General features: G+C 66.6%; 18 protein-coding genes and 2 pseudogenes. 12 read left to right on the top strand and 8 right to left on the bottom strand.

Translation table 11 applies throughout. The features are described 5' to 3' along the window. The first annotated feature begins 352 nt into the window (after positions 1-352). The gene (locus ACMCNO_RS21805) at positions 353-4579 is read left to right on the top strand and encodes an Ig-like domain-containing protein (protein ID WP_412751315.1); all 4227 of its coding nucleotides are present in this window, start codon (positions 353-355) and stop codon (positions 4577-4579) included. A gap of 496 nt (positions 4580-5075) precedes the next feature. Here the strand turns inward: ACMCNO_RS21805 and ACMCNO_RS21800 are convergent, their stop codons facing one another. Together ACMCNO_RS21800 and ACMCNO_RS21795 are read right to left on the bottom strand one after the other, a co-directional pair. Next, positions 5076-5759 carry a uridylate kinase gene (locus ACMCNO_RS21800; protein WP_412751314.1) on the bottom strand — a complete coding sequence of 228 codons (684 nt, stop codon included), beginning with the start codon at positions 5757-5759 and terminating at the stop codon, positions 5076-5078. 735 nt (positions 5760-6494) lie between these two features. Then, positions 6495-7247 (bottom strand): hypothetical protein, encoded by a 753-nt coding sequence (locus tag ACMCNO_RS21795; RefSeq protein ID WP_412751313.1) that lies wholly within the window; start codon positions 7245-7247, stop codon positions 6495-6497. Positions 7248-7412: 165 nt separating this feature from the next. On the opposite strand from ACMCNO_RS21795, the gene ACMCNO_RS21790 reads away from it, so the two are divergent. Together ACMCNO_RS21790 and ACMCNO_RS21785 are read left to right on the top strand one after the other, a co-directional pair. Further along, positions 7413-7724, top strand: a complete 312-nt coding sequence (locus ACMCNO_RS21790; RefSeq protein ID WP_412751312.1) for a transposase — start codon at positions 7413-7415, stop codon at positions 7722-7724. Next, positions 7721-8644, top strand: coding sequence for an IS3 family transposase (locus tag ACMCNO_RS21785; RefSeq protein ID WP_412751311.1), 924 nt, complete (start codon positions 7721-7723; stop codon positions 8642-8644). The genes ACMCNO_RS21790 and ACMCNO_RS21785 overlap by 4 nt, the downstream gene beginning before the upstream one ends. Before the next feature lie 64 nt (positions 8645-8708). Here ACMCNO_RS21785 and ACMCNO_RS21780 read toward each other — a convergent pair. Next, positions 8709-9874, bottom strand: a protein-coding gene (locus ACMCNO_RS21780) for an IS3 family transposase (RefSeq protein WP_412747766.1) whose coding sequence is annotated in 2 segments (ribosomal slippage) — positions 8709-9587 and positions 9590-9874 — 1164 coding nt in all. Because the reading frame shifts where the segments join, the coding sequence is not laid out codon by codon here. Positions 9875-10482: 608 nt separating this feature from the next. Here ACMCNO_RS21780 and ACMCNO_RS21775 point away from each other — a divergent pair. The 4 genes and pseudogenes from ACMCNO_RS21775 to tmk all read left to right on the top strand — a co-directional run. Continuing rightward, positions 10483-11019: a hypothetical protein gene (locus ACMCNO_RS21775; protein WP_412751310.1), complete on the top strand. Its 537-nt coding sequence runs from the start codon at positions 10483-10485 to the stop codon at positions 11017-11019. Positions 11020-11072: 53 nt separating this feature from the next. Then, the gene (locus ACMCNO_RS21770; RefSeq protein ID WP_412751309.1) at positions 11073-11225 is read left to right on the top strand and encodes a hypothetical protein; all 153 of its coding nucleotides are present in this window, start codon (positions 11073-11075) and stop codon (positions 11223-11225) included. Positions 11226-11297: 72 nt separating this feature from the next. Continuing rightward, entirely contained in the window at positions 11298-11960 is a 663-nt protein-coding gene (locus ACMCNO_RS21765) for a hypothetical protein (RefSeq protein ID WP_412751308.1), read from the top strand. A gap of 359 nt (positions 11961-12319) precedes the next feature. After that, positions 12320-14314, top strand: a pseudogene (tmk, locus tag ACMCNO_RS21760) (dTMP kinase); the annotation flags it as partial. 766 nt (positions 14315-15080) lie between these two features. On the opposite strand, the gene ACMCNO_RS21755 reads toward tmk, so the two are convergent. After that, positions 15081-15317 carry a hypothetical protein gene (locus ACMCNO_RS21755; protein ID WP_412751307.1) on the bottom strand — a complete coding sequence of 79 codons (237 nt, stop codon included), beginning with the start codon at positions 15315-15317 and terminating at the stop codon, positions 15081-15083. Between the two features lie 396 nt (positions 15318-15713). Here ACMCNO_RS21755 and mraY point away from each other — a divergent pair, with 396 nt between their 5' ends. The 3 genes from mraY to ACMCNO_RS21740 all read left to right on the top strand — a co-directional run bounded on the left by mraY (position 15714) and on the right by ACMCNO_RS21740 (position 18846). After that, on the top strand, positions 15714-16817 hold the full coding sequence (mraY, locus tag ACMCNO_RS21750) for a phospho-N-acetylmuramoyl-pentapeptide-transferase (RefSeq protein WP_412751306.1): 1104 nt from the start codon (positions 15714-15716) through the stop codon (positions 16815-16817). Between the two features lie 338 nt (positions 16818-17155). Beyond that, positions 17156-17674: a SigE family RNA polymerase sigma factor gene (locus ACMCNO_RS21745; protein WP_412751305.1), complete on the top strand. Its 519-nt coding sequence runs from the start codon at positions 17156-17158 to the stop codon at positions 17672-17674. Further along, positions 17671-18846, top strand: a complete 1176-nt coding sequence (locus ACMCNO_RS21740; protein WP_412751304.1) for a hypothetical protein — start codon at positions 17671-17673, stop codon at positions 18844-18846. The genes ACMCNO_RS21745 and ACMCNO_RS21740 overlap by 4 nt, the downstream gene beginning before the upstream one ends. Before the next feature lie 1069 nt (positions 18847-19915). Here ACMCNO_RS21740 and ACMCNO_RS21735 read toward each other — a convergent pair. From ACMCNO_RS21735 to ACMCNO_RS21720, 4 genes are all read right to left on the bottom strand, one after another. Then, on the bottom strand, positions 19916-20692 hold the full coding sequence (locus ACMCNO_RS21735; RefSeq protein WP_412751303.1) for a GDSL-type esterase/lipase family protein: 777 nt from the start codon (positions 20690-20692) through the stop codon (positions 19916-19918). Positions 20693-20922: 230 nt separating this feature from the next. Continuing rightward, entirely contained in the window at positions 20923-22047 is a 1125-nt protein-coding gene (locus ACMCNO_RS21730; RefSeq protein ID WP_412751302.1) for an acyltransferase family protein, read from the bottom strand. A gap of 460 nt (positions 22048-22507) precedes the next feature. Then, positions 22508-23668: a CU044_5270 family protein gene (locus ACMCNO_RS21725; RefSeq protein ID WP_412751301.1), complete on the bottom strand. Its 1161-nt coding sequence runs from the start codon at positions 23666-23668 to the stop codon at positions 22508-22510. 3 nt (positions 23669-23671) lie between these two features. Beyond that, complete coding sequence (locus ACMCNO_RS21720) at positions 23672-24292, bottom strand: RNA polymerase sigma factor (protein WP_412751300.1); 621 nt, start codon at positions 24290-24292, stop codon at positions 23672-23674. Positions 24293-24629: 337 nt separating this feature from the next. Between ACMCNO_RS21720 and ACMCNO_RS21715 the strand changes: the two are divergent. Together ACMCNO_RS21715 and ACMCNO_RS21710 are read left to right on the top strand one after the other, a co-directional pair. Further along, positions 24630-24826 (top strand): annotated as a pseudogene (locus ACMCNO_RS21715) (hypothetical protein); the annotation flags it as partial. 290 nt (positions 24827-25116) lie between these two features. After that, a complete protein-coding gene (locus ACMCNO_RS21710) occupies positions 25117-25386 on the top strand; it encodes a hypothetical protein (protein ID WP_412751299.1) in 270 nt (89 codons plus the stop codon). Positions 25387-25533 lie beyond the last annotated feature (147 nt).

Here is a 25533-nt window from a genome sequence, read left to right as displayed (position 1 = left end):
CCGCAGACGGTGGTCGGCCGCCGTTGCGGACCTTGGCCTCCGCGTCGTTGGCTGCCTGTTCCGCTTCCCTGCGGGTGCGGAACCTGATCTGGCATGGATCTGGCACGCAGGACACCCCACGATCTTGGCTACCCACCTTCGAGTTCTTACGAGTGCCGTCGGCTGATACCGAACAGCACCCGGGTTGCTCCATGGCGGCAACGGTGGGTGGTGAGCATCGGGCAGTCGGCGTCGGGATTGGTGGCATCCAGTTTCACCGACTTCGAGACGGAGCTGCGCTGAGCTGCCACAGGGGCACGGTGTGCCATCAGGATCGGACGTCGCTGTGGATCGAACATGGACAGGTCGGGATATGGCCTGCGAAAGCCGCAAGCAGATCTTGATGGTTGGCCGCCGGTATGGTGGCGACGTTCGGGTCCGGATTGTGGCACTTCTGGCCTTGATCGCCGGAATCATCGGCGTACCGGTCACTGCGGCGGCCGCGCCCCAGGCAGCATCGTCAACTGCCGCGGTTTCCTGGCGCTCGGTTGAGGCGGGGTTTCTCAACACGTGTGCGACCCGGACCGACGGCACCCTGTGGTGCTGGGGTGCAAACCGACGGGGTGAGCTCGGCGACGGCACCACCATTGCCCGGTCGACGCCGGTGCAGGTTGGTACCGCGACGACCTGGGACACCGTCAGCGCCGGCCACTCCCACACGTGTGCGACCCGCACCGAGGGCACCCTGTGGTGCTGGGGCGACAACAGCTATGGACAGCTCGGCGACGGCACCACCACGCGCCGGGATACACCGGTGCAGATCGGCGCCGGCGACACCTGGAACGCGGTGAGCGCCGGCGACGCTCATACATGCGCGACTCGCGCCGAGGGCACCCTGTGGTGCTGGGGCGACAACTACGACGGCGAGCTCGGCGACGGCACCAACACGAGCCGGTATACACCGGTGCAGGTCGATACGGTCACGACCTGGGACTCCGTTAGCGCGGGCTGGCACCACACGTGTGCGACCCGCACCGACGGCACCCTGTGGTGCTGGGGCTCCAACGGAGCCGGCGAAATCGGTGACACCAGCAAGGACCGGCCCGTGCTCAGGGAGGACAGGTCCCGTATCAGCTATGACCGGTCCTCGCCCGTGCAGGTTGGTACCGTCACGACCTGGAACACCGTCAGCGTTGGCGACTCCTACACGTGTGCGACCCGCACCGACGGGACCCTGTGGTGCTGGGGCACCGGCACCGGTGGTCCGCCGGACGACCAAGAGACGGACCGGTACAGGCCGGTGCAGATCGGCGCTGACGCAACTTGGAACGCCGCAAGCGCCGGCTGGTTCCAATCGTGTGCGACCCGCACCGACGGCACCCTGTGGTGCTGGGGCTACAACCGCTACGGACAGCTCGGCGACGGCACCGCCATCGACGCGTCTACGCCAAGACAGGTTGGTAACACCACGAGCTGGGATTCCGCCAGCATCGGCTTCACCTTTGCCTGCGGCACTGATACTGCCGGTCTGTTGCGATGCTGGGGCAATAACAGCGATGGACAGCTCGGCGATGGCACCACAGTGTCCTCCGCCGCCGTTGTCAGCCCGAGGCAACTCGGCAATGGCACAACCTGGGCTTCTGTCAGCGCCAAAAACGGGGGCTCGGCGCAAAGGTGCGACATCCGCGTCGACGGTGGCCTATGGTGCCAGGGATATAACGGCACCGGTCAGGTCGGCGACGGCACCACCATTACCCGGTCGACGCCGGTGCAGGTTGGTACCGCGACGACCTGGAAAGCCGTCACCGCAGGCAGCGACCACACGTGCGCGACCCGCACCGACGGCACCCTGTGGTGCTGGGGCTACAACTACTACGGTCAGCTCGGCGACGGCACCGCCACGGCCCGGTATACACCGGTGCAGATCGGCGCTGGCGCGACCTGGAAGGCCGTCACCGCAGGCTACTCCCACACGTGTGCGACCCGCACCGACGGCACGTTGTGGTGCTGGGGCAAGAACGTCGATGGGCAGTTGGGTGTCGGCGCTACCGCCAACCAGTTCCTGCCGACCCGCGTCGGCGGTCTCAGGACCTGGGCGACAGTCATGGCAGGCGGAGACCTGACGTGTGCCGATCGCACCGATGACACGTTGTGGTGCTGGGGAAGAAACGTCGATGGGTTCTCGCGCGCCGAGACCGAGACCATGACGCTGGTGGATGTTGATCCACCTGACCTGGAGATCATTTCACCGGCCTCCGACCAGAGCATCGGTCGCATGCTGACGGTAACCCCGGCAGTCAGTGACCTGGCAGGCATTGCCACCGTGGGCCTGTACGTCGACGGGGCTGAGGTGGCCACCGCCACCAGCGCACCCTGGACGCTGAGCTGGGACGCCGGTACTCGCGACGGTCCACTGATCTTCACCGTCAAAGCCCAGAACACCCACGGGGCGGACACCCAGCTGACCCGTGCCGTCACCATCGACGTCGAAGGCCCAAGGATCACCACCGCCTCGCCCACCGACGGCGCGACCGTGCCGGGCACCTTTACCGCGACGATCGCCGCCACCGACCCGGCCGGTGTCGCCTATGCCGACCTGTCTGTCAACGGCACCCACTACGCCCGCGACACCACCGCCCCCTACACCATCGACGTGACCGGCCAGACTGGCGCGGTCGAACTCCAGTGGACCCTCGTCGACGAGTTTGGTTACAGCACCCGGCTGACCCGTACCGTCACCGTCGACGCCCAAGGACCGCAAGTCACGGCGGCCTCACCCGCCGACGGCGCGACCGTGTCCGGCACCTTCACCGCGACGATCGATGCCAACGACGCCGCCGGTATCGCCTACGCCGACCTGTCCGTCAACGGCGCGACCAACATCCGCGACACCAGCTACCCCTACGCCATTCTGGTCACCGGCCAGACCGGCACGGTGGAACTGCGATGGACCGTCACGGACACGGCAGGCAACACCACGAGCCTCCGGCGCACCGTCACCGTCGACACCCAAGGCCCGAGCATCACCGCAGCCTCACCCGCCGACGGCGCGACCGTGCCTGGCACCTTCACCGCGACGATCACCGCCACCGATCCCACCGGCATCGGCTACGCCGACCTCTCGGTCAACGGCACCCACTACGCCCGTGACACCACTGCCCCCTACAGCGTCACCGTGACGGGCCAGACCGGCACGGTGGAACTGCGATGGACCCTCGCCGACAAGGCCGGCAACACCACCCAGCTGACCCGCACCGTCACCGTTGACACCCAAGGACCGCAGATCACCGCAGCCTCGCCCGCCGACGGCGCGACCGTGCCCGGCACCTTCACCGCGACCATCGATGCCAACGACGCCGCCGGTATCGCCTACGCCGACCTGTCCGTCAACGGCGCCACCTACGTCCGCGACACCAGCTACCCCTACGCCATCCCGGTCACCGCCAAGACCGGCACCGCCGAACTGCGATGGACCGTCACGGACACGGCAGGCAACACCAGGAGCCTCCGGCGCACCGTCACCGTCGACACCCAAGGCCCGAGCATCACCACCGCCTCACCCACCAACGGCGCGACCGTGCCCGGCACTTTCACCGCGACGATCGCCGCCACTGACCCGGCCGGCATCGCGTATGCCGAGCTGTCCGTCAACGGCACCCACTACGCCCGCGACACCACCGCCCCCTACAGCGTCGCCGTGACGGGCCAGACCGGCACCGTCGAACTCCAATGGACCCTCGCCGACGAGGCCGGCAACACCACCCAGCTCACCCGCACCGTCACCGTCGACACCCAAGGACCCACCGTCACCGCGGTCTCACCAGCCGACGGCACGACCGTACCCGGGACCACCACCGCGACGATCGCCGCCACTGACCCGGCCGGCATCGCGTACGCCGACCTGTCCGTCAACGGCACCCACTACGCCCGCGACACCACCGCCCCCTACACCATCGAGGTGACCGGCCAGACCGGCGCCATCGAACTGAGATGGACCCTCGTCGACGAACTCGGCAACAGCACCCAGCTGACCCGCACTGTCACCGTCGACACCCGAGGACCGCAGGTCACCACGGCCACACCAGCCCAGGGCGCCCTCCTGCCGGGGACCATCACCGCGACGATCGCCGCCACCGACCCGGCCGGCATCGCGTACGCCGACCTGTCCGTCAACGGCACCCACTACGCCCGCGACACCACCGCCCCCTACGGCATCGCGGTAGCCCGTCGCAACGGCCCCGTCACACTGCAATGGACCCTTGTTGATGGCGTCGGCAACACCACCACCTACACCCGCACCGTGATCAACGACAACCTCGCACCCACCATCAAGATCGCCAAGGGTCCCGCCAACGGCGCGAACGTGCGCGGTTACCGGAACATCACCGTGACCGCCGCCGACCAGTACGGCATGGCCCGCGTCGAACTCCTCGTCAACGGCCGCGTGATCGCCCGCGACACCGCACCCGGCTACGCGTTCCGCTTCGACGTCAACCGCTACGCCACCCGCGTCGGCCAGTCCATCAAGGTCCAGGTTCGTGCCGTCGACCGCGCCGGCAACATCGCCTACGCCCCGACCCGAACCTGGAAACGCCGATAGCTGGACACGACTCGGCCCAACCAACCCCTGTATGGCCGGGCACGCGTCAGCATGCCCTGACACCACCGGTCCACCGCCGAGCCGGGGACGGGGCGGCGGCGAGCGACCTGATGAGGGCAGGCCACCGGCCTGTCCCGTGATCCCCTGCCCGAAGGTCGCAGAGGCTCCGAGGTCAAGGACGGGTGGTGTGGCAGCTCGGCTGCGGCCCGAACCCGATTCCCACGCCGGCCGACGGGCGTTGGCATGGCCGCCCGGCCATCCACGTCCGGGCGGTCATGACGCCCTGGGCGCCGGCATCGCCCGACATTCCCGCGGCGAGATCACGGCGGATCGCCGCGAACAACTCGATCTTCGACATCCGCGGTATCCGTCGGCCTCCGTCCCGAGTCAGCCGGTGCTTCCACCGCCCAGCGTGGTGTCGGAACTCGCGGACATCGAATCCATCCGATCGAGCGTCCACCTCTCGTGGTGTCAGAACAGACGGATAAACCCCACGTCAGAGGCCTTCACGAGTGCGGTTTTCCCAGACCGGCCACTGGGGCTCGTCGTTATGCACGATGATGTCGACATGATCGGTCGGTCGGGCCGTCGCGAAATAGAGCCGCTGGGCGGGGATGTAACGCTCGCGCCAGCGCCGTTCGACGTCAGTCCGCGTTGACACCCGACGCTCTCGGATCACGGCACGGTCCACAGTCTTCTCGAGCGTCGTCGACACGAACACGCGCAAGTCCCACCGGTCAACAAGTTCCGGGCGCATCAGGAACACACCGTCAAAGACCAGCACAGCGTCGGCAGTGACCGTCGCCACCGGCGGCGACAGCACAGCGTCCCCGGCATGGTCGTAGACCGCCTGCTGGAACCGTCGATCTCCGCCCGGGCCGAGCGGATCGAGCAGAACCCGGTTCAGCGCGTCGTAGTCATGGGCGTCGAAGTAACAGCCTTCGGCCGAGTACTCGCCGCGCGGATAGCGCCGTGCCCGTGGGAAGAGGAAATCATCGATCGTCGCGCGGACGACCTCACGACCATGTTCCCGCAGGACGACGGCCAACTCGTCGGCGAGGGTGGTCTTGCCGGCGGCGGGCGGCCCGTCGATCGCGACCCGCGTCGGGTGCGCGACGGTGACGGACCCGACCGCCGCGGCCAGACGGCCCAGCAACTCATCGCGGATGCCGTTATCCACAGCCCGTCCCCGTCCCGGTCGGCGAAAACCCGCCGTGGCGAAGCGAACAGCTCGCCGCGACGATCACGGGATACGAGCTTGCCACCCGGCAGCAAGCCGAACCGCCCCTCAAAGCCGTGGTGTCGGAACTTGCGGACACGAAATCCAGCGACGATCTTGCGGTGTCAAACCTAACGTTCAAACGGTGCCCCGATACGCGGACACAACAATGTGTACGTCCCTAGCGACTCTCACGTCAGCATTCGGAGCCACCAGCGAACCGCCTCCTGCTGAATCAGGGTGACCTCTGCGGCCGAGGCCAGCGCATCAGTGAAGACCGACGTAACGCGGCGATGCTGCTGTCTGGTTCCTCAAGCCCGGACAGAACCTTCAAAAGACGTCCACGAAGTTCACCGCCCTGGTCTCGCGAGTAGGCTGCAACAGCGGGTTCACGGGGCCGGTCTCAGCGCCGCGGATCCACATGGTCGAGTCTCAGGTCGTAGTGACTTTCGTCGTCACTCCGGAGCCTGACGCCCCGCGATTCAGGCCGTAGGAGACCCCACCGGGCATTCCGCTCGGCGCAGACTCAACTCGCTGACGGCCGCTGGTCATGCGCCTTCGATCTGGCTATCACCGACCATGATGCGCCCAGCGGCCTCGATGTCACCCACGTCCTGATACCGATCTATCGCGCAGGTCATGAGACCCGACAAGTCTCACCCTCGTGCTAGTCCCACCTGATGCTTGACGGTTGGGCTAGAGATCCTGGTCAGGGGGGCCAGACGGCGGATCGGAGATCGCGGACAGGAGTCGGTCGTATTCGACCCTGGTACCGATCGCCGAGCGGTGCTCGGGATGCGTGGTGTAGTACCGGATGACCCGAGCCACGAAACGTTGATCGATGTTGTCGGTATACAGCCGACGTCGGCTCGTCACAAGTCCATGTCGGCGAACCAATTCCGGCCGGGCGTAGCCGACGGGCAAGGTTCCTCGCGGGTCCGTGGGCCGTGGCAGCGGCACCACGGGTAAGGCGTCCCATGGCACGATCAGCGTGCCCGCCCATTCCCGATCTCGCAGACCGTCGGGCCGCAGCTCGATACCCTGCCCCCGCCATACGCCGACAGCAAGCTGAACAGTCAGCACGACTGCCCCGAGCGGGAGCAGCCGGTCGACGAACGTCTCGGTCGTATCGAGGTCCCGGATCACGGTGCCGGTCAACTCCATCGCCATGATCAGCATCGCGAGCATGAGGAAAACGGCCGCCGGGCTGGACGGCGTGCTGAAAGCGGGCACCTGCGACCGAACCTCGAACGCTCGAGGGCGCGGCAGAGCAAGTACCACCGTCGCCAGTGCCAGGGTGCCAAGGACCAGCACAGCCAAGGTGGGGAACGCGCGCTGAGCCAGAGTTGGCACCCAGAAGTGGGCCATCACGAAGACGACGGCTACGGCCAGAGCGAGAGCCACGATGAGGCGCCGGTGACGGCCGACCGCCATGAAGAACCTGGTCACAGTCGGCACTGTACGGGTGTGTAGTTCCCCGATAGCCGGAACATCGATCGTGCCAAGCATCAGGTGGGACGCCGGTGTATAGCATCTGTGAGGCTCTCGGTGAGGGACCCCCGGTTACATGGAGCTTCGTGATCATGGTCTGATGGCCATGGGGAGGAAGCATCTGTGGCGCCACCGAAGAAGTACCCCGATGAGCTGCGGCAACGTGCTGTGCGGCTGTATCGAGAGTCGGATCCGAAGCCGGTGATCAAAAGGCTGGCCGAACAGCTGGGCGTGCATCCCGAAGCCTTGCGGAACTGGATCCGCCAGGCCGAGGCCGATGCCGGCGAACGCGCCGATCGGCCGACGACGGACATGCTCGAGGAGAACCGCCGGCTGCAGCGGGAGAACTTGGAGCTGCGCCGGGCGAACGAGATCCTGAAAGCGGCGTCGGCGTATTTCGCCTCGGAGCTCGACCCGACCCGGCGACGGTCTTGACGTTCATCGACGAACAGTCGGACCGGTACGCGGTCGCGCTCCTGTTACGGGTCCTGCAGATCGGTGAGTCGACGTACTACGCCTGGCGCAAGCAGATCGAGCAGCCGTGTGACCGCGACATCGTCGACGTCGGCCTGCTCTCCAACATTTACGAGATCTGGCAGGCGTCCGGGTGCACGTACGGCTCTGACCGGGTGCATCAGCAGCTGCGCCGTGACGGGATCCGTGTCGGCCGTAAACGGGTGGAGCGGTTGATGCGCGAGCAGGGCTGGAAGGGCGCGTTCCTGCGGCGCGGGTGGCGCGGCGGTCCGAGCACCCGGCCGGATCCGTCCCGACAGCCGGCGCCGGATCTGGTGAACCGGCAGTTCCGCGCCCACGGCCCGGATCGGTTGTGGGTCGCTGACGCGACCCGGATCCCGTGCGGTGAGGGCGTGTTCTGGCTGGCCGCGGTCCGCGACGTGTTCTCCCGGCGGATTGTCGGTTGGAAGACCTCCGACCGCTGCGACACCGATCTGGTCCTAGCCGCGCTGGAGTACGGCATCTTCTCCCGTGAGGTGCGCGACGGCGAACTCATTCATCACAGCGACCGTGGGTCGAACTACACGTCCTTCCGCTTCGCGGAACGCTTGTACGACAACGGGATCCTGCCCTCGATGGGCTCGGTCGGCGACTCGTACGATAACGCGCTGATGGAGAACTTCTGGTCCACGTTGAAGACCGAACTGGTCTACCGGCAGGCGTGGCGCACCCGCGACGAGGCCGAGAACGCCCTGTTCGCCTACATCGACGGCTGGTACAACACCCACCGTATCCAGAAAGAACTCGGCTACCTCAGCCCCGACGAGTACGAGACCGCCTGGCACCAACACCAAACCGACCAGGCTGAGCCAGCTTTGGCGACACCTGCCACCAGCCGGTAGCAGGCAAAACCGCTCCATCAAAGCTGGGGAAAGGGTTTGCTGCACCGATTGGTGACAGGTGTAGTCACGCGGCCTGACTGGCCGGTGGGGTCATGATGGTCTCGAACTCGATAGGGGTCAATCGGGACAGCGAGCGTTGGCGTCTGCGGCGGTGGTAGGTCCGTTCGATCCAGGTCACGATCGCGATCCGTAGCTGTTCGCGGGAACGCCATGCGTGCCGGTCCAGGACGTTGTTCTGCAGCAGGCCGAAGAACGACTCCATGGCCGCGTTGTCCCCGGCGGCGCCGACCCGACCCATCGATCCGACCATCCGGTAACCATCGAGGGCCCGGACGAACTTTCTGGATCGAAATTGCGACCCACGGTCGGTGTGGAGTACGCAGCCGGACAGGTCACCGCGTCGGGCGGCGGCGTTGTTGAGCGCGGCCACGGCCAGGCAGGACTTCATCCTGGTGTCGATGCTGTAGCCGACGATCCGGTTGGACCAGACGTCCTTGATCGCGCACAGGTAGAGCTTGCCCTCACCGGTGTGGTGCTCGGTGATGTCGGCCAACCACAGCCGGTTCGGGCCCTGGGCGGTGAAGTCGCGGCGGACCAGGTCGTCGTGGACCGGCGGGCCGACCTTGCGCCCTTTGCCGCGCTGCTTCTTGCCGAACGCGCTCCACCAGCCGTTACCCGAGCAGATCCGCCACGCGGTCCGGTCAGCCATCGGCTGCCCACCGGCGCGGGCCTCGTCAGCGAGGAACCGGTAGCCGAACTCCGGGTCGTCGCGGTGCGCGTCGACCAAGGCGTTGGCCCGGTACGCCTGGATCACCTCGGTGTCGGTCACGGGCCGGGCCAGCCACCGGTAGTAGGGCTGACGAGCGATGTTCAATACCCGGCACGTCACCGCCACGGGGATCCCCTCAGCGGCCAGCTCACTCACGAGCGGGTAGAGCCTTTTCCCGGCAGGTTCGCCTGCGACAAGTACGCCGCAGCCCGACGCAGGACCTCATTCTCCTGCTCCAACAGCTTGTTCCGTCGTCGAAGTTCCCGCAGCTCGGCCGACTCGGTGCGGGTCACACCCGGCTTGGCACCGGCGTCGACGTCGGCCTGACGCAGCCACTTGAACAACGTCATCGGATGGACCCCGAAGTCCTTCGCGATCTGCTCGACCGTCACACCGGGGTCACGCTCACGGGTAACCCGCACGACGTCGTCGCGGAACTCTTGGGGGTATGGCTTTGGCACAGCGACATCCTTCCAGCTCACCCACAGGGCAAGCCATCTCAGATGTCACCTACCGGTGCAGCAGACCCAAACTCACGGTGGTGACCTTGGGTGGCCGCTGCCAGGATCGGTGCCGGACCGAGGCTATTTCATCAAGCATCTGGCCGTCGCGGACGTGCCTTGCGCTTGACTTGTCGTCTCTGGTCGCCGGCACCGGCCTGGCTCACCGACTGGCCTGATCAGAAGCTTGCCCGCCCGTCAGGGCGTGGCCCATCACAGATGTGCCGTCAGGTGTCTCCACCCAGGCCGGCGCCGACCGCAGCCACCACAGGTCCAGAGGATCATGGGGAGAAATCTGGGAGACGATCTTGTCAATCTGACCGTCGCAGCCCACAGCAGACCGACCAGCGCCACCACGCTCATCCAGGGCATTCGCAGGCTGGTGCTGGTCAACCGATCATGTCGGGGTCAAGGGGTCGCAGGTTCAAGGCTGCCGAACAGCGGAGATTCAGCCGTCTCTGCCATCGCGCCGTGTTGACCCGGCAACACCTCACGTACTGAGCCGGGGCCCGTACGGAACGTACCGGGCTGGTCACACCCGGACCCGAAGGGGCAGCGGGGGTGGCCTGATGGTGCTCAGCTTCTATGGCTCGGTTGGCGGCCCCGGTTACGGTGTTGTCGATCATCACCGCCACCGCGACTGGAAGGTAGTCATGCACTCACGATCCACACGCCTTTTCGGCACGTTCCTGGCCGCTCTGGCCGGGGGCGCGACCGTCGTCTTCGGCAGCCCGGCCCTCGCCGCCCCCTCACCGCCGCCGGTCACGTCGGGCTACTTCGGGCAGACACCGCTGTATCCCGGGCAAACGGTGCGGTACACGCTCGGCGCGTGCACCGGCCGGCTCAGCTATGAATGGGGCCTTTCCCGGCTCGTGGCCAAGACCACCGCCACTGCCTCGCCGGTGTCCGGCTGCCGGAACACCCGGGTGCAGATGCTGTACAACGCCCCCGACGTTGGACTGCGCTGGAACGAGCCGGGCACCTCCACATATTCCAATCCTGCCCACAGCCGGTTGACGGGCTTCGCGGTGCCGCAACAGGTCGTCGTGACAATCACGGACAACACCGGCGCCAGCGGGACCTTCTGGGGCACCAACCCATACTGATTCCGGCGTCCCGACCGAGATCCAGTCGTTTCAGTTTGGCGCGTAGGCCTTCGGTGCCGGTGCCGGTGCCGGTGCCGGTGCCGGTGCCGGTGCCGAGGGCGTGGCATACGCCCTCGGCGCGCATGGTGGTGCCGCTGCTGGTGTTGAACGCGGCGATGATCTGCGGGTCAGCGGTGGTGTCGACCGTGAAGTACCATCGCCGCTGACATGCCGCCTGCACTGCATGATCGGGCGTATCAGGGGTCCGAATTCGTCGTTTCGCCGCGACCAGTGATTGCGTGGACCTGATCCAGTTTGGTGAACGACGAGAGGCCCCCATGCCCAGCATCCGATTTTCGGTGTCCGTAGTGGCTCTGTTTGCGGTTCTTGCGGTGGGCGGCTGCTCCGACGGCGGTTCCGACGGAGATTCCGACGCCGCCCCCGGCGGCCTGCCGGCGCCTGAGGCAGTTTCGGCCGAGCCCACTCCCTCCGAACGTGCGTGGGTGGCGCCGTGCACCCTGCTCACCGACGCCGACGTGTTCGCCGGGCTGACTGCGCCCGGGCTGAAGGTCACGGTGCTCGACAAGACTGAGAAGAACGACCAAGACAATCACAGCGGTTCCTGTGACTACGCCGTCGAGGAGAGCTACCGAACCGCGGGCGGCACCGTGACCATGGGCGGGAAGGACTCGGAGACGGTCTTCTTCCGCGTGAACACCCGGGGTGGGCTCAGGGAGTTCGCGGACTTCGCCGGGGACGACCCGGAGAGTCTCGTGCAGGGCTTGGGCGATCAGGCCTACTGGCAGGACGAGGAGCAGTCCGAGATCCATGTGCGCGTCGGCGACTTCTGGTTCACGATCGACAACAAGACCTCCACGGCTGACGAGTCCGTGCCCATCCTGGAGGTGCAGCGAAAGGCCTCGCTCGCGCTCGCGAAGTCGGTGCTGACCAAGCTGGTCTGATGACAGCTCAGGCTAGACGATCTTGGTTGGGCTAATCGTCAAAGCTATGGCCCTCTGACGTCAACCAGTGGGCCGTGGGTGACCAAGTGAGTGACAACCGACGAGCGACTAGCCCGACACCTCAGACCAGCTGAACGCTATGTTCGCCAGGGTCTAAGCAGGCATCAGGCAGGGCCGGGGCTAGTCGCGACGCACAGGCGAATATCGTGAGCGGGTCATGTCAGGGGCACGCCAGCGCACTTGATCGGTTCGCCCATATTCGGGTGGTACGTGGAGGTTTTGTCATCGAAGATCGCGGGGACAATGCATCGTCGCTTGTCAACCAGCCTGATGCGTCTGGAGCCGGCGCGATCCAAGCCGTGCTGCGCATCCGGCCGTTCCGTCGGCTATGGACCGTGCTCGGCGTTGCCTCGTTTGGCGATTGGCTTGGTCTGCTCGCTACCTCGGTCTTCGCCGCCGCCCAGGTTTCCGGCGATACCGCGAAGGGCGCAGCTTTCGGTACGTTGATCGCGATCCGGCTCGTTCCGTCGCTCTTACTTGGCCCAGTGGCCGGTGTTCTCGCGGATAGATTTGATCGTCGCTGGACGATGGTCATCTGTGATGTCGTGCGCTTCCTGCTGTTCGCCTCGATTCCGCTGCTCGCCATCACTGGAGCCAGCGGCACAGTCGTGGTGGGTTGGGCGGCCGTCGCCACCTTCCTGATCGAGACGGTCACACTGCTCTGGATCCCGGCCAAAGAAGCTGCGGTTCCGAACCTGATTCCCCGGGCTCGGCTTGAAGCTGCCAACCAGCTCACCTTGATCACCACCTATGGCCTCACCCCGATCGCGGCCGCCATCGGCCTGGCCGTGCTCGACCGTACTGTGCGATCCCTCGCCGGCCCCGCAATACCAGGCTGGGCAGAGCCGGCCCAGCTGGCACTGTGGTTCAACGCATTCTCCCGGCTCGCCATCGCCCTGGTCGTTGCGTTCGGTATCAAGGAGATCAGTCAGGGCCAGGCGAGCGAACAGGACCGCACCGAGCAGAGCTTGATGAGTCAGTTCACAGAGGGCTGGCGGTACATCAGTCAGACGCCGCTCGTGCGCGGCCTGGTACTTGGCATCTTCGGCGCGTTCGCTGGCGGCGGCATCGTGATCGGCACGGCGAAGTTCTTCTCGGCCTCGCTCGGTGCCGGGGACGCTGCCTTCTACATGCTGTTCGGTGCGATCTTCATCGGGCTGGCGTTCGGCATCGGGCTCGGTCCGATGATCGTCCGGGACCTATCCCGGCGCCGCTGGTTCGGTTTGAGCATCGTGCTGGCCAGCGCCTCTGTGCTGGTCCTGGCCTTCGCTATCCACCTGTCCATGGCGCTACTGGGTGCGATCTTGGTTGGTGTCGGTGCCGGGATGGCCTTCCTCGCCGGCATCACGCTGCTCGGGGGCGAGGTCGCCGACGAGGTGCGCGGCCGCGTCTTCGCGGTGGTACAGATCGGTACCCGGATGGTGCTGATCCTGGCCATCGGGCTAAGCAGCCTCCTGGTTGGAGTCGGCGGCTCGCGCAGGCTGACCATCGCTGAGTTCAGTGTTCCGGTTTCCTTCACTCGCCTCTTGCTGCTTGCCGCTGGCCTGGCCGGCATCTTCGCCGGTATCAGCGCCTTCCGGCAGATGGACGACAAGATCGGCGTGCCGATTCTGGCGGATCTCTGGGGTTCGCTCCGCGGCCGTCCGCTCCTCCTGCGGGCCGAATCGGCCATCTCCACAGGGCTCTTCATTGTCTTCGAGGGCGGCGTCGGCGCCGGAAAGTCCACCCAGCTTGAGGCGCTCGCGGAGCAGTTGCGCGGACGGGGCCGGGAGGTGGTGGTGGCCGGTGAGCCGGGTGCCACCACGATGTGCGAGCGAATCCGCTCGCTGGCACGCGACACCTCAGCCGACCGTTCGCCCTCCCCGCGCGCTGAAGCACTGCTCTACGCCGCGGAACAGGCGCACCACGTCGAGACCGTGGTCCGCCCGGCATTGGCCCGGGGCGCGGTGGTGATCGGTGAGCGGTACGTCGACGCGTCCCTCGCCGGCCGGAGCGCTAGCGGTGCGCTACAACTACAGGAGGCATCCTCGCTCTGGTCGTGGGCGAGTGGCGGCCTCAAGCCTGATCTCGTGGTGTTGCTTGACATCGACCCGAACCTCGGCCTTCTTCGCGTCAGTCCTGGTAACCAGGAAGCCGACCACGTGGAGGTCAAGTCCGGTGCATTCCATGAGCAGGCCCGGTACGCCTTCCTCGACCTGGCCGCCAACGACCCCAACCGCTACCTGGTGCTCGACGCCGCCAGCTCCGCCGGCGAAATCGCAGACATGGTCGTACGTCGAGTGGACGGGTTTCTCAGCCTCGATCCGCGCTAGTCACGAACGTCGGGAGGGCCGATTTGAGGTGCACCAGGGACCTTGGACCTGTCCTTCATGTCGAAGATCGGCACATGACCGAGCGTCGTGGTCGATTCATATCCCGGTTCGAGGCCGCAGACGCTTCAAGGTCATGATGTGCGCTCATGGCTACACAGGATCTCGTCAAGTCAGGGCGTGGCTCAGCGGCTGGCTTCGGTGATGTCGCGCTGATGGCGCAGGACGTTTGATGGCGAGGTTTCCGCAGCGAGGGCAGCACGTGGGACCGGATCATTGGCCCGCTGAAATCTGCGTGATCACTGGCGGACACCGGCGCTGCACCCGATCAGCGAAGCTCGTTCCTAACAGGTCAGTGGGCGGGATCCAAACTTACGCGTATTGGTCCAGAGAAACGCTCAGCCCTCGGCCAGGAAGAGACGCCCATCCGGGCCCCGTTCCCACGACCGAAGCCAGTCCGTGAAGAGCACGAAGCTCCGGGAAGAACAAGCGCTGTGAGAAGGTCTCATCCCACCGGAGCTTCGTGCCCACCACACTGCGCGACGTACATTGCGGTCGGAGCCCGGCCGCTGCCTTACGCCACCATCATGATTTTGAGGCGGCCGTGACCCGACACGAGACGCCAATATGGCGCTCTTGGTTTACCTATCTCAGTGCCGTGACGATGGCTTTCGGGGAGCGGCCCGGAGGGTCGTTGAAGAAGCACCTACCATCGACCGTGCCGACAACCAAGGCGGCACCTCGTTAGTTCTTATTCCTTTTTGGTTGCCACAAGGTCCCAGTGGCCGTTTACCTTCCAGCAATTTGCATTGTAGTACTTATCAAACGGGTTGGCATTCAGGATGATGGCGTCCCTATTGCAATCAGCGTAATTGTTGTAGCTGCGAATGTAACCCGTTACATCGGCAAAGGCGGGAGCCGCGATGACCCCCACGGCGGCCACCCCCAAAACCACGGCGACTGAAAGCTTTGCTCCACGCTTCTTCATGATCTTCTCCTCATCTAGGTGGCGCTCTGCCGTGTCTGACAGCTTTTGGCTGCCGATCGACCGCGATGATCTTGCCACGCTCCTTGTGGCGATATGCATAGAAGGAGATCTTTGTCACGTATTTGATGTCCTTCAAAGACATTTACTCGAGCGTTAATAGTCCCTTTTGGCCGTCCCCGAGCGACGGTTGATGTGAAGACACTTCCTGAACGTCGTCAGATTCAAGTCGGCGCGCTACGAACCACGGCGATGCAACGTCCGGGGCTGCTCCGCTTGCTGCTGGATGGCAAGCTCGTGCCTCGTGGCCGATGATCTCGCGCATGATGCCGACCGATCCGACACGCATTGCGAGGTGGGGAACGCCGTGAAAAATCCGGATCTGGTGGGGGCTCGTCCGTGAGGGCGGTCATCGTCGCGGCGGCAGTCGCGTTCATCGTCTCCCTGTTCGGCACGCCGGTGGCGATTCGCGTCTTCGCCGCGCTCAAGGCCGGCCAGCCGATCCGATCCATCGGACCGGCCGCCCATCTGACGAAGAAGGGCACCCCCACGATGGGTGGCGTCGTGTTCATCGTGGCGACCGTCGTCGCCTACGTCGCCGGGCACATCGCCCTCACCACCCTGCCCGAACGGCAGATCGCGCAGGAGGGGCCGACCATGACGGCCCTCGTCCTGCTCGGACTGTTCGTCTTCTGCGGCGTGGTCGGCTTCCTCGACGACTTCCTCAAGGTGCGCCGGCGCAACTCCGACGGACTGTCCGCCAAAGGCAAGCTGCTCGGCCAGGCGATCGTCGGCGGCGGGTTCGGCATCGCCGCGCTCTACGCGGCCAGCACCAACGGCCAGACCGTGGCCAGCGAGCACATCTCGTTCATCCGGGACATCAGTTGGCTGGACGTGGGCAAGGTCGGCTCGGTGATCGTGTTCGTCTTCGTGATCACGGCGATGTCGAACGGCGTGAACCTCACCGACGGCCTCGACGGCCTGGCCACCGGCGCGTCGATCCTGGTGCTCGGGGCGTATGCGCTGATCGGGTTCTGGCAGTACCGGCACTGGTGCGCCGACGACGCGTACGCCCGCGCGAACGACTACTGCTACCAGGTCCGGGATCCCCTGGAGATCGCCATGATCGCGGCAGCGGCGGCCGCCGCTTGTGTGGGCTTCCTGTGGTGGAACACGTCCCCGGCGCGGATCTTCATGGGTGACGTGGGCTCGCTCGGGCTCGGTGGCCTGATCGGTGGGCTCGCGGTGGCAACCCGCACCACGTTGCTTTCGGTGGTGATCGGCGGGCTCTTCGTCATCATCGTGACGACCTGGGTGATCCAGATCGTCTCGTTCCGGACCACCGGTAGACGTGTCTTCCGGATGGTGCCGTTGCACCACCACTTCGAGTTGGCCGGGTGGAGCGAAATCAATATTGTGGTCCGGTTTTGGATCGTGGCCGGTGTCTGCGTGGCGGGCGGCCTGGGCCTGTTCTACTCGGACTTCCTGGCGGTCGTTGGATAGAGCCACGCGACGAGCCTGTGTCCTGCCCGGCGGTGATCCACCGGGCAGCCTGGTTCTCCAGGTTGACGCACTCCTGCGCACGGGACATCACCGGCAGGCCCGGCTGGCTGATCGACAGGGCGGACCGCCGGACCCTCGGCCTACCACCGACCACCCCGTCCGGGCGGGCCTGGCTGCGCGAAGCGGGTCGGTGTGACGCAGGGGGCGGCTGGTGACATCGCCGTGGAGGCGGCACTCCAACCTGACAATCATCTGGCAACCGACCCCCAACCTTTTCTGACTGATCGTCGTCTTGGCTGGTATGACACCCTCACACGTTCGGGAGAGACGGGATAGCCGTGGAAGACCCTCCTGACTTTGACGCATTTGTCCGAACCAGGACGCCAGCTCTCCTCCGCTCTGCGTATCTGCTCACCGGCGACCAGCACCTGGCCGAGGATCTCGTCCAGAGCGCCCTGGGCCAGACCCATCGCGCCTGGCGGAGGCTGTACGTCGCGGGCGGCGCCGAGGCGTACACGCGTAAGACGATGTACCACCTCCAGGTGTCCCGCTGGCGGCGCCGTCGCATCGTCGAGTCGTTCGCCGGTGACGTGCCGGACCGGCCCGGCGCGCAGTCCGACCACGCCGAGCACACGGTGCTGCGGCTGTCGTTGCTCAGCGCGTTGTCCCGCCTGACCGCCAAGCAGCGGGCGGTCATCGTCCTGAGGTTCTTCGACGACATGACCGAGGTGCAGGCGGCGGAGACCCTGGGGGTCAGCGTCGGCACCGTCAAGAGCCAGACCGCGAAGGCGCTCGAGCGCCTGCGGATACTCGCGCCGGAACTCAGTGGCGTCAGTGTGATCGGAGACGCGCGATGATCGACATCGACAACCTGCGCCGGGAACTGAACGAGATCGCCACCGACGTCAATCCCGTCGACCTGCGCGAGCGGGCACTGGCCACCTCCCACCGCATCCGGGTCCGCCGCACCGCGGCGACCACCGTGGCCGGGCTGGCCGTCGCCACGGTGGCGCTGAGCACCGCCGCCGCGCTCGGGACCGACCGCACACCCGCACCGCCCGCGGTGACCCCGGGACCGGCCATTCCGTCGCCGACCCAGTTGCCGACCGAGCGGCCCGACAGCCAGCCGGACCTGGGCCCGTTCAAGTCCGCCACCATCACGGTGCCTACCTGGGGCACCGCCGCCGCGGCCGCCGCCTGCCCCAAGGGCCGGGTGACCCTGAACGCCGGCGGGCAGAGTAGCGGTGGGCGCCGGCTGGTGAACGTCCTGTCGTACGTCGCGGTCGATGTCGACCACGACGGCGCCGAGGACTACGTGGCGCACCTCATGTGCGGCGAGGGACCGGAGGCCGGCGGCAGCCAGGTCGTCGCGTTCCGGCGGGACGGCCAGACATTGGTGCCGATCGGCCGCATCGTCGGCACCCAGGACGGTATCCGCATGATGGACCATGTCGAGGGCCGCACTGGTGGCCGGGTCGCGATCCTGGTCGCCAAGGAGTACACCGACGGCGGCGAGGAGACCGTTCCGAACCAGTGGCGCACGTACGCCTGGCGGCACGGACAGTTCCAGCAGGTTGACGGTCCGACGACGTTTCCGGCGAAGTCACCGGCGGCCCTGCTGTCCGCCGCCGTCTCGACGTTGGTGTTCCGGCCGGTCGGCAGCGGATTCACGGGTCAGATGACGGTGACGGTACGCAACGACGGCGACCTCGACGTCGCCCGGCTGCGAGTCCTGCTCATCCTGCCGGGTCAGGTACGGCCGACAGGTGACGGTTGGGCGGGCTGCACCGTCCGTCCCGGTGACGACCCCAGTGCCAATCAGACGGCGCTGGTCTGCGCGGTCGCCGGACCGCGGGCGCAATCACGGGTCTCGATACCGTTCACCTTCGTCGCCGCGGACAAGCCGGTACCGCTCGACGACCCGGTCACCCTCGGCAACCACTATGTGTCGATCTCGCAGCAGGCGCCGTTCGGTGGGCAGGTCACGATCAACGAGCCAGAAGCGGTCATCCCGGTCAGCGTGCAGTGAGCCGTGGACGCGTCCGATCGGGTGTCACGTTTCCCTGACGTCGTGGCCTCACCACATCTCGGTGGCCGCTGGCCCGGGGCACCATCGCCGTTGGTCAGGCCCTGCAGCCCGGTGCCGCAGGGCCTGACCAGCGCGGTCCCCACCAACTGCCCGATCATGGGGTGTCAGTGGGAACAGCGGGCGGACTGGCGATCATGGGGTACGCACCTGAAGCCGCCTCCGGGAAACTGGTGGTATCTCGCCCTGCCGACCGGGCCGCGCACCCCGCCGGGGACCATTTGGGGACCACACGTCGTACACGACCATGCGCGACCTGCGTTTGGTGTCGCGTGCCCCAACAGCTGGCATCGGGCGTGACGTGCGGGTACTCCGACCCCCACGGCCTGGGGGTCAGCGGGTCGCAGGTTCAACGCCTGTCAGCCCGACCAATCTAAAGGCCTGAACAGCGGAAATGCCGGTCAGGGCCCGATGGCTGTGTATGTCATCGTGAACCGCCCCCCGAAACCCCCCACTTACGCGGTCGGCAACCAGGTTCGTCACCGATGCGGTGCCAGCGCGCTGCCGTGGCCGGTCATACGCTGTTGTTCGTGTTCCATGTGCCAGCAGCTCACGCAGGGCGCGGGTCCGGCGCCGCTGGAGGACGGGCGCGTGGGCAGCTGTACACCTCGTTTGTGTTGCGTGAACCCCTTGGGGGCGCTCACCTCTACCGCCCTGGACCTCCAACCCGGACACCGCCGGCACCGCGTCGGTGGGTTTCAGTCGGGCAGGGACCATAGTCGCCGCGCGCGCCGTCCTGGTGCGCGCCCACCGGCGCGGCCTCCGCCCAGGCAAGCAGGTTGGCCAGATTGCTGGCGGTAGGGCGCCCCGGGGTGCCAGCGGCGGCCAGGTGGACGCGGGCGATGCCGACCACGACCGCGGTGCCAAGGTATGGGAGCACACTGGCGACGTGCAGGCCGCCGTCCTCAGTCGCCTCCGAGGTTGTCTTACCGACGATGCGGCCCGCCCCAGGTCGCGGTGATCACGGTAGAGGCTTCGCCGCAGTGGATCCGGTATTTGCTGCGGCAGTTGCTCAAGAGGGCAACGCTTGATCGATCGGACTGCTGGTGAGTTGGCGGAGGTCGATGGCTTCGGCGATGGCGTGGTGTCCGCGGTCGTTCGGGTGGAGGTGGTCGCCGGAGTCGTAGGCGGGACGGATACGAGTGGGATCGGCGGGGTCCTTGAGGACGCTGTCAAAGTCCAGGATGCTGTCGAAGAGGCCGCTGCGGCGGATGTAGGTGTTGATGGCCTGGCGGCAGCGCTCACCGGCCAGCTCGTAGCGGGGGAACCCGTTGTAGGGCGGGATGGTCGTGGCGACGACGCGAACACCGCGGGCGTGGGCGCGGGACACGAATTCCTTGAACCCGCCGATGATTGCCTGCGGATCGTACTGGTGCGGGGGCTGCTGGATGTCATTGATGACGTCGGTGAGCACGATGGTGTGCACGCCGGGGACCGCGAGTGCGTCGCGTTCCTCGCGGTCCAGTGCGCTGGGACGGCCGTCGTCGTTTCGGGTGAGCAGCCGGGTGGCGCTGACGCTGGCGTTGACAACCGAGACGGGCAGGCCAGCCATTTTGAGGCGCCGGTCGATCCATTCGGGCCAGGCGGCGCCCGAGGTGGTGCGGTAGCCGCCGGAGACCGATGCCCCGATCACCACAATGGTGTGGTGTTCGGAAGAGACGGTGCGGTGTGAGGACGAGACGGTCAGCGCGGTGACCGCCACGAGCGAGCACAGGGCGAGCAGGATGGCAGTGAGACCGGCAGCCCGGAAGCGCTCGGCGTGAGTGGGCCTGGGCGGCATGGGGCTCATCGGGTCTCCTCCTGGGTGGGCCGGACCGCAGGTTGCGGTCACGATCTATTCGTCCGCAGCCCCTCCGAGTTCCCGCGCTTCAACGGAACCTCCATACCGGCGAACCCGTGGAGTTCCTTGCGGGCGTGCGAGAGATGAGAGCGGACAATGCCCCACCGGGATGCCCAGCGCTTTGGGCTGCGGCGGAGGTGGTCCTGTTGGGTCAGGCTCTGTTGGACGGGTCGCACGATTCACTTGCTGCCGCTGTACCACCGCAGCAGTCGACTGTGGAGCGGCCGCTCCACCCCGATGTTGAGCAGCCAGGCTGCACCCAAGGACAGGAAGAAGGTAAGCGCGGTGAGTTCTACCGCACGCACATTGTCGAGCTGGGGGTGGAATCCGATGACCACCTCAAGGACACGGACGACGATGATGTGCACGAGATAGAAGGCGAAAGACAACTCCCCGAGCCGCACCATCACCGCGTTGCGCCAAGGAGTCCAGCGGGTCTGCAGGTCCGAGATGGCGGCGACCGCCAGGACGAGCCCGAATCCCGGCATCGTGCACGCGGCAAGACTGTACGGTTCGGGGACGTGTGTCGACAGCAGATAACCGCCTATGGTCAGCCCTGTCGCCAGATACCAGAGCCTGGTGAGATGGTGCGGTTGCGGTGATCGGGCCTGCCGGACCACACACGCGACGGCGATGCCGCAGACGAATTCGGGCAGGCGGCCGGCTGGTGTCCAGTGGAAGAACCAACGCACCGAATCCGGTTCGAACAGCAACCTGCCCACTGCGGGGCCCCCGAGGGAGACCACCCATGCACCGAGCGCAACGGCGACTGATCCGCCGACCCTCAGCCGGGAGATGCCGGCGGCCAGGAACGGAAGGATCAAGTAGAAGAACGCCTCGCAGGACAGCGTCCAACTGACCGTGTTCAGGCTCTGGTAGTAGGCGACGTCGTCCACCCAGGACTGAACGAGGCCGAAGTTCGCCACCAGCACTGAGCCGGAAGGAAGGTCGTCTCGCGAACAGACGAAAAGGAACAGGAGTGCGACCAGCGCTGTCACCGCATGCAACGGATAGACGCGGGCGAACCTGCGCCACCAGAAGCGGCGATACGCGGTCCATGGAGAGGCCCACATCAACACGAAGCCGGAAAGGATGAAGAAGAACGAAACCCCTACAGAACCGGACCGGAAGAATGCCGAGACAAGATCCGCGCCAACGCCGGGCGCGAAGTACTCAACAACGTGCAGATGGAAACCGAAGACCAGAAACGCGGCGATCCAACGAAGGCCGGTCAGTGATGGCAGAGGCGTGGCGGATGTTCGCCGGATTGGGGAGGCGTCGGTGGCTCGTGCGAGGGATGTCATGAGCATTACCGCACCGCTCGCTTGTGTAGCGCCGGCGAGACCGCTGGCCGGGCGACCAGGCTAATGAGGAATGCGGCCGCCAACGAGCCGCTGTAGGTAGTCAGCAATTGATTTCGATCAGTCATGCAATTCCTTCTGATAGTCGTCGATCGCTTGCCGGGGGCAGGGTAGGCGGCAGAAACCGTGCCATTCGAAAGAGCTTCGAATGAGCAGGATTTCGGCCGCGAAGTGACACACGCGCAAAGCGCCACGTGGTGCGGACGAATGATTACGCAGTCGCGCGGCCGAGCTCGAACCGCCCGACCACACCGTTCAGGGCCGTGAAGTGCAGAGATGCCTGCACTGGCGCAACACCGACGCCCGTCACCCCCGACGTGCTCGTGGGACGCGAGCATGGGCGAGACCACTCACTGCTTTGGGCCTTGCACTGATCGATGAAACCTTGCGGATCAGCGGTGGATCAGGCGCGGGGCGTGGCTCCGATCTTGTGCACGGTGCTGGTGCTGACGGCGGTGTAGGAAGTGGTCGTGTCGGCTTTGACGCCGTCGGCGGCGCGGGTGTTGGTCTGGCGTTCGCCGATGAATTCGCCGGTGGCGGGGTCGATGAGGATGTCGTGTCGCTCGCCGTCGGTGTCCATGCCGAGTGCGGTGCCGATACGGCCGTCCAGGTTGGCGGAGGACTCCACGACCTTGAGGGCGGGCACGAGGGCGAGCGCCCGGTACAGAGCGGCGCGGAGGTCGGCGGGTAGCAGCCCGGTGCGCAGCGCGTCGGCGGCGTAGACGAGCAGTTCGACGTCGCCGCGGTCGTTGCCCTCTTCTGCGCCGGGTGCGTCAGCCCGCAGCCGCTCGAGGAGCTTGTGCGGATCGCGGGGGAGGGCAGCCATCCACTCCTCGGTCGGCGTCTGCCATCCACCAGCTGGCAAACCGACGCAGGGCCGGCGACCGTCATCCTTGGCGTTGAAGTCGCCACACGGGGCGACCTGGGCCGGACCTTGCTCCGCCCGTTCGGGCTGCACGCCGGCGGCCTTGGCTTCCTGCTCGGTCCCAACGATCCACTTGTATTTTCCGGTGGTGGTGCTTCGTGTCATCCACTGCTGCGACCACACCGAGGGCACCCACACCTCGTCAAGCTTCTCGCTGATGTACGCGAGGTTCTTGCCGTTCGGTGAGGTCAGGAACGTCGTATTCCAGCGATGGCTGGCCAGGTAGCGGTACTGGCCGGGCTGAATCGGCCGGTCGCTGGTGTCGATCTTCGCGGCGGCGGTGGTAAGCACGGCAGCGGCGGCGCTGTCGATCGGTGCTCGGCCACCGAGGGGCAGGGACGGTGCCACGAGGGCGCCGGCAGCGACCGCGGCTGCCGCTGCGGTCCACATCACCCACCGCCGGGTGCGGCGGGGGCGGTGGGTCTGCATGCGTGGCGAGTCGGTGATGGTGGGCGTGGATGGCTCAATGACGGTCATCGGCCTCCTGCCGTTGTTGGGTGCTCCAGCGGCGGCCATGAGATCGGCGCGTGCGGCGGCCAAGGCACGTTCATCGGTGGGCACGTCGGAACGGAACGCGGCCAGTGCGGCATCGAGATCCTGCTCTGGCCACATCCGGTACAGGTTGTCGTGTTCGGGCACTTCTCAGTCCTCCTTTCGTGCCTGTGTAGGCGTGCTGTGATCGATGGGTGCGGCGAGCCGGGCCTTGAGTTGGCGGCGTACGCGGTGCAGCCGTGAGCGGACGGTGCCGGCCGGGATGCCGAGTGCCTCCGCGATTTCGGCGCCGTCCATCTCGGCCCAGCAGGCCAGCAGCAGCACGTCACGGTCGCCGTCGGATAACGCGGCGAGCGCACCGGCGAGCCGGCGCGCGGTTGCCGCAGCGTCGACCCGTTCGACCACTCGGCTGTGCTCCCCGGGGTCGTGGTGTTCGACGGTTCCCGCGGCGCGGGCGGCAGCGTGGAGTCCGCGGACTTCCTGCCGCACGTGTCGGCGCAGGAGATTCGTCGCGATCCCATACAACCAGGACCGCACGTTGGCGCGAGTCGGGTCGTACTGATGGCGCTCACGGAGCGCGACGACAAAAGTCTCCGAGACCAGGTCGTTGGCGGTCTCCGGACCCACCCGCCGGGCCAGGTACCGGTGCAGGGGCCGGGCATAGGCGTCGAAGATCGCTCCGAAAGCCTGCGCCGGGTCCGGCCCGTCCAAGCGGGGCCGTTCGCCGCTGGCCGGTGGCCGATCGGCGACGAACTCGCTGTCGTCTGTCATCGCGTACACACCTGTTATTGCCCGATGGCCTGGCCCGCGTTCATGCGGCCTGACGTGACCCCCGTCACAGCATCGCGCCGCAGGCACTGACCCCAAATCCCCTCATGCCGGATATATGGGCCAGACCCTCGGTGCCGCCGCTTCGAGGCAAGCAACCTACCCGTCGGTGCTGGCGCCTCGCTACCGCTCGCGACGGAGCATCGCTGCGAAGCGACCGGGTCGCTTTCGAGACGCCGTCGGGTAGGGCGTAGCTTCTCCTTCTTCGACTGCTGATGCGGCCGACGCGGTCCTGCGCTGGCACCGTGATCTCCCGGCCGAGGTAATCGACCGCAGCGGCGGCCTGCACCTCGGCACCACCGGCCCCCGCAAACCCCACCCGTACGCCGACGATCCCCGCCTCCAGATCGTCGCCGAGCTGCTGGCCGGAGCGAGGTGGGCGGGCGCGATCGGTGTGGCCTCGGCGTCGAGCTGGCCCGCCACCTGGGTATCGCGCAGCGCAGGGCGCAGCGGCTGCTCACAGTGGCCGAAGCCGAGGTCGGCAACGGAGTTGCTTCACGCCGGGGACGCTACCGGCGCGTGGGTTGGGAGGGTGTTGACGATTGCCTCTCGCTGCCTTCCAGTCGCCGGGGTTCTGTGCGCGGGGTCGGGCACCGTCACCCATCCCTGACGACCGGGAGGAGGCATCCGGCAAGGGGGCTTGGCGCATTGGCGGCCGCTGCCACGCCGCGTTCGGATATCGCAGCCCCGCCGACTACATAGCGGGTTTGACGGCGCGGCATGCACGGGTAAAACGGGTAGTGCTGTCGCCGTCGTGAGGGAGCCCCATGTTGGAACCGCAGATCACTCTGGACCCGGCATCACTGAACCCGGTCGAGGAGAAGCTCCGCTTGCCGCTCGAGGATCAGCTGACGTCGGCCCTGCGGGCCGCGACCGACGAGGTCACAGCGGAGTACGCCGGCGAGCCGGTGGACGCGGTGACCGCGATGCTGCTGGAGCGGACCCGCGCCGCACTGCACCCCGACATTGCGGCGGGCTTCGAGCCCAACCTCGACGAACTTCGGCAGGTTGCCGAGGCGATCGTCCGCGCCGCCTGAGGCGGGTATCGCTCAGTTCATCTGAGTCAGTACGGAAGCGGATTCGGGCGAGGACGCGGCTCGGCGTCCAGGGTCCTCCGCTGGCCGGCCAGCAGCAGACCGGCCGCGACGTTCACATCGCCGCCTGCACCAAGCCGGCAAGCCAGA

The sequence above is a fragment of the Krasilnikovia sp. M28-CT-15 genome (assembly GCF_047159595.1).
Lineage (GTDB): Bacteria > Actinomycetota > Actinomycetes > Mycobacteriales > Micromonosporaceae > Actinoplanes.
This window is presented reverse-complemented; position numbering and strand designations above follow the sequence as displayed.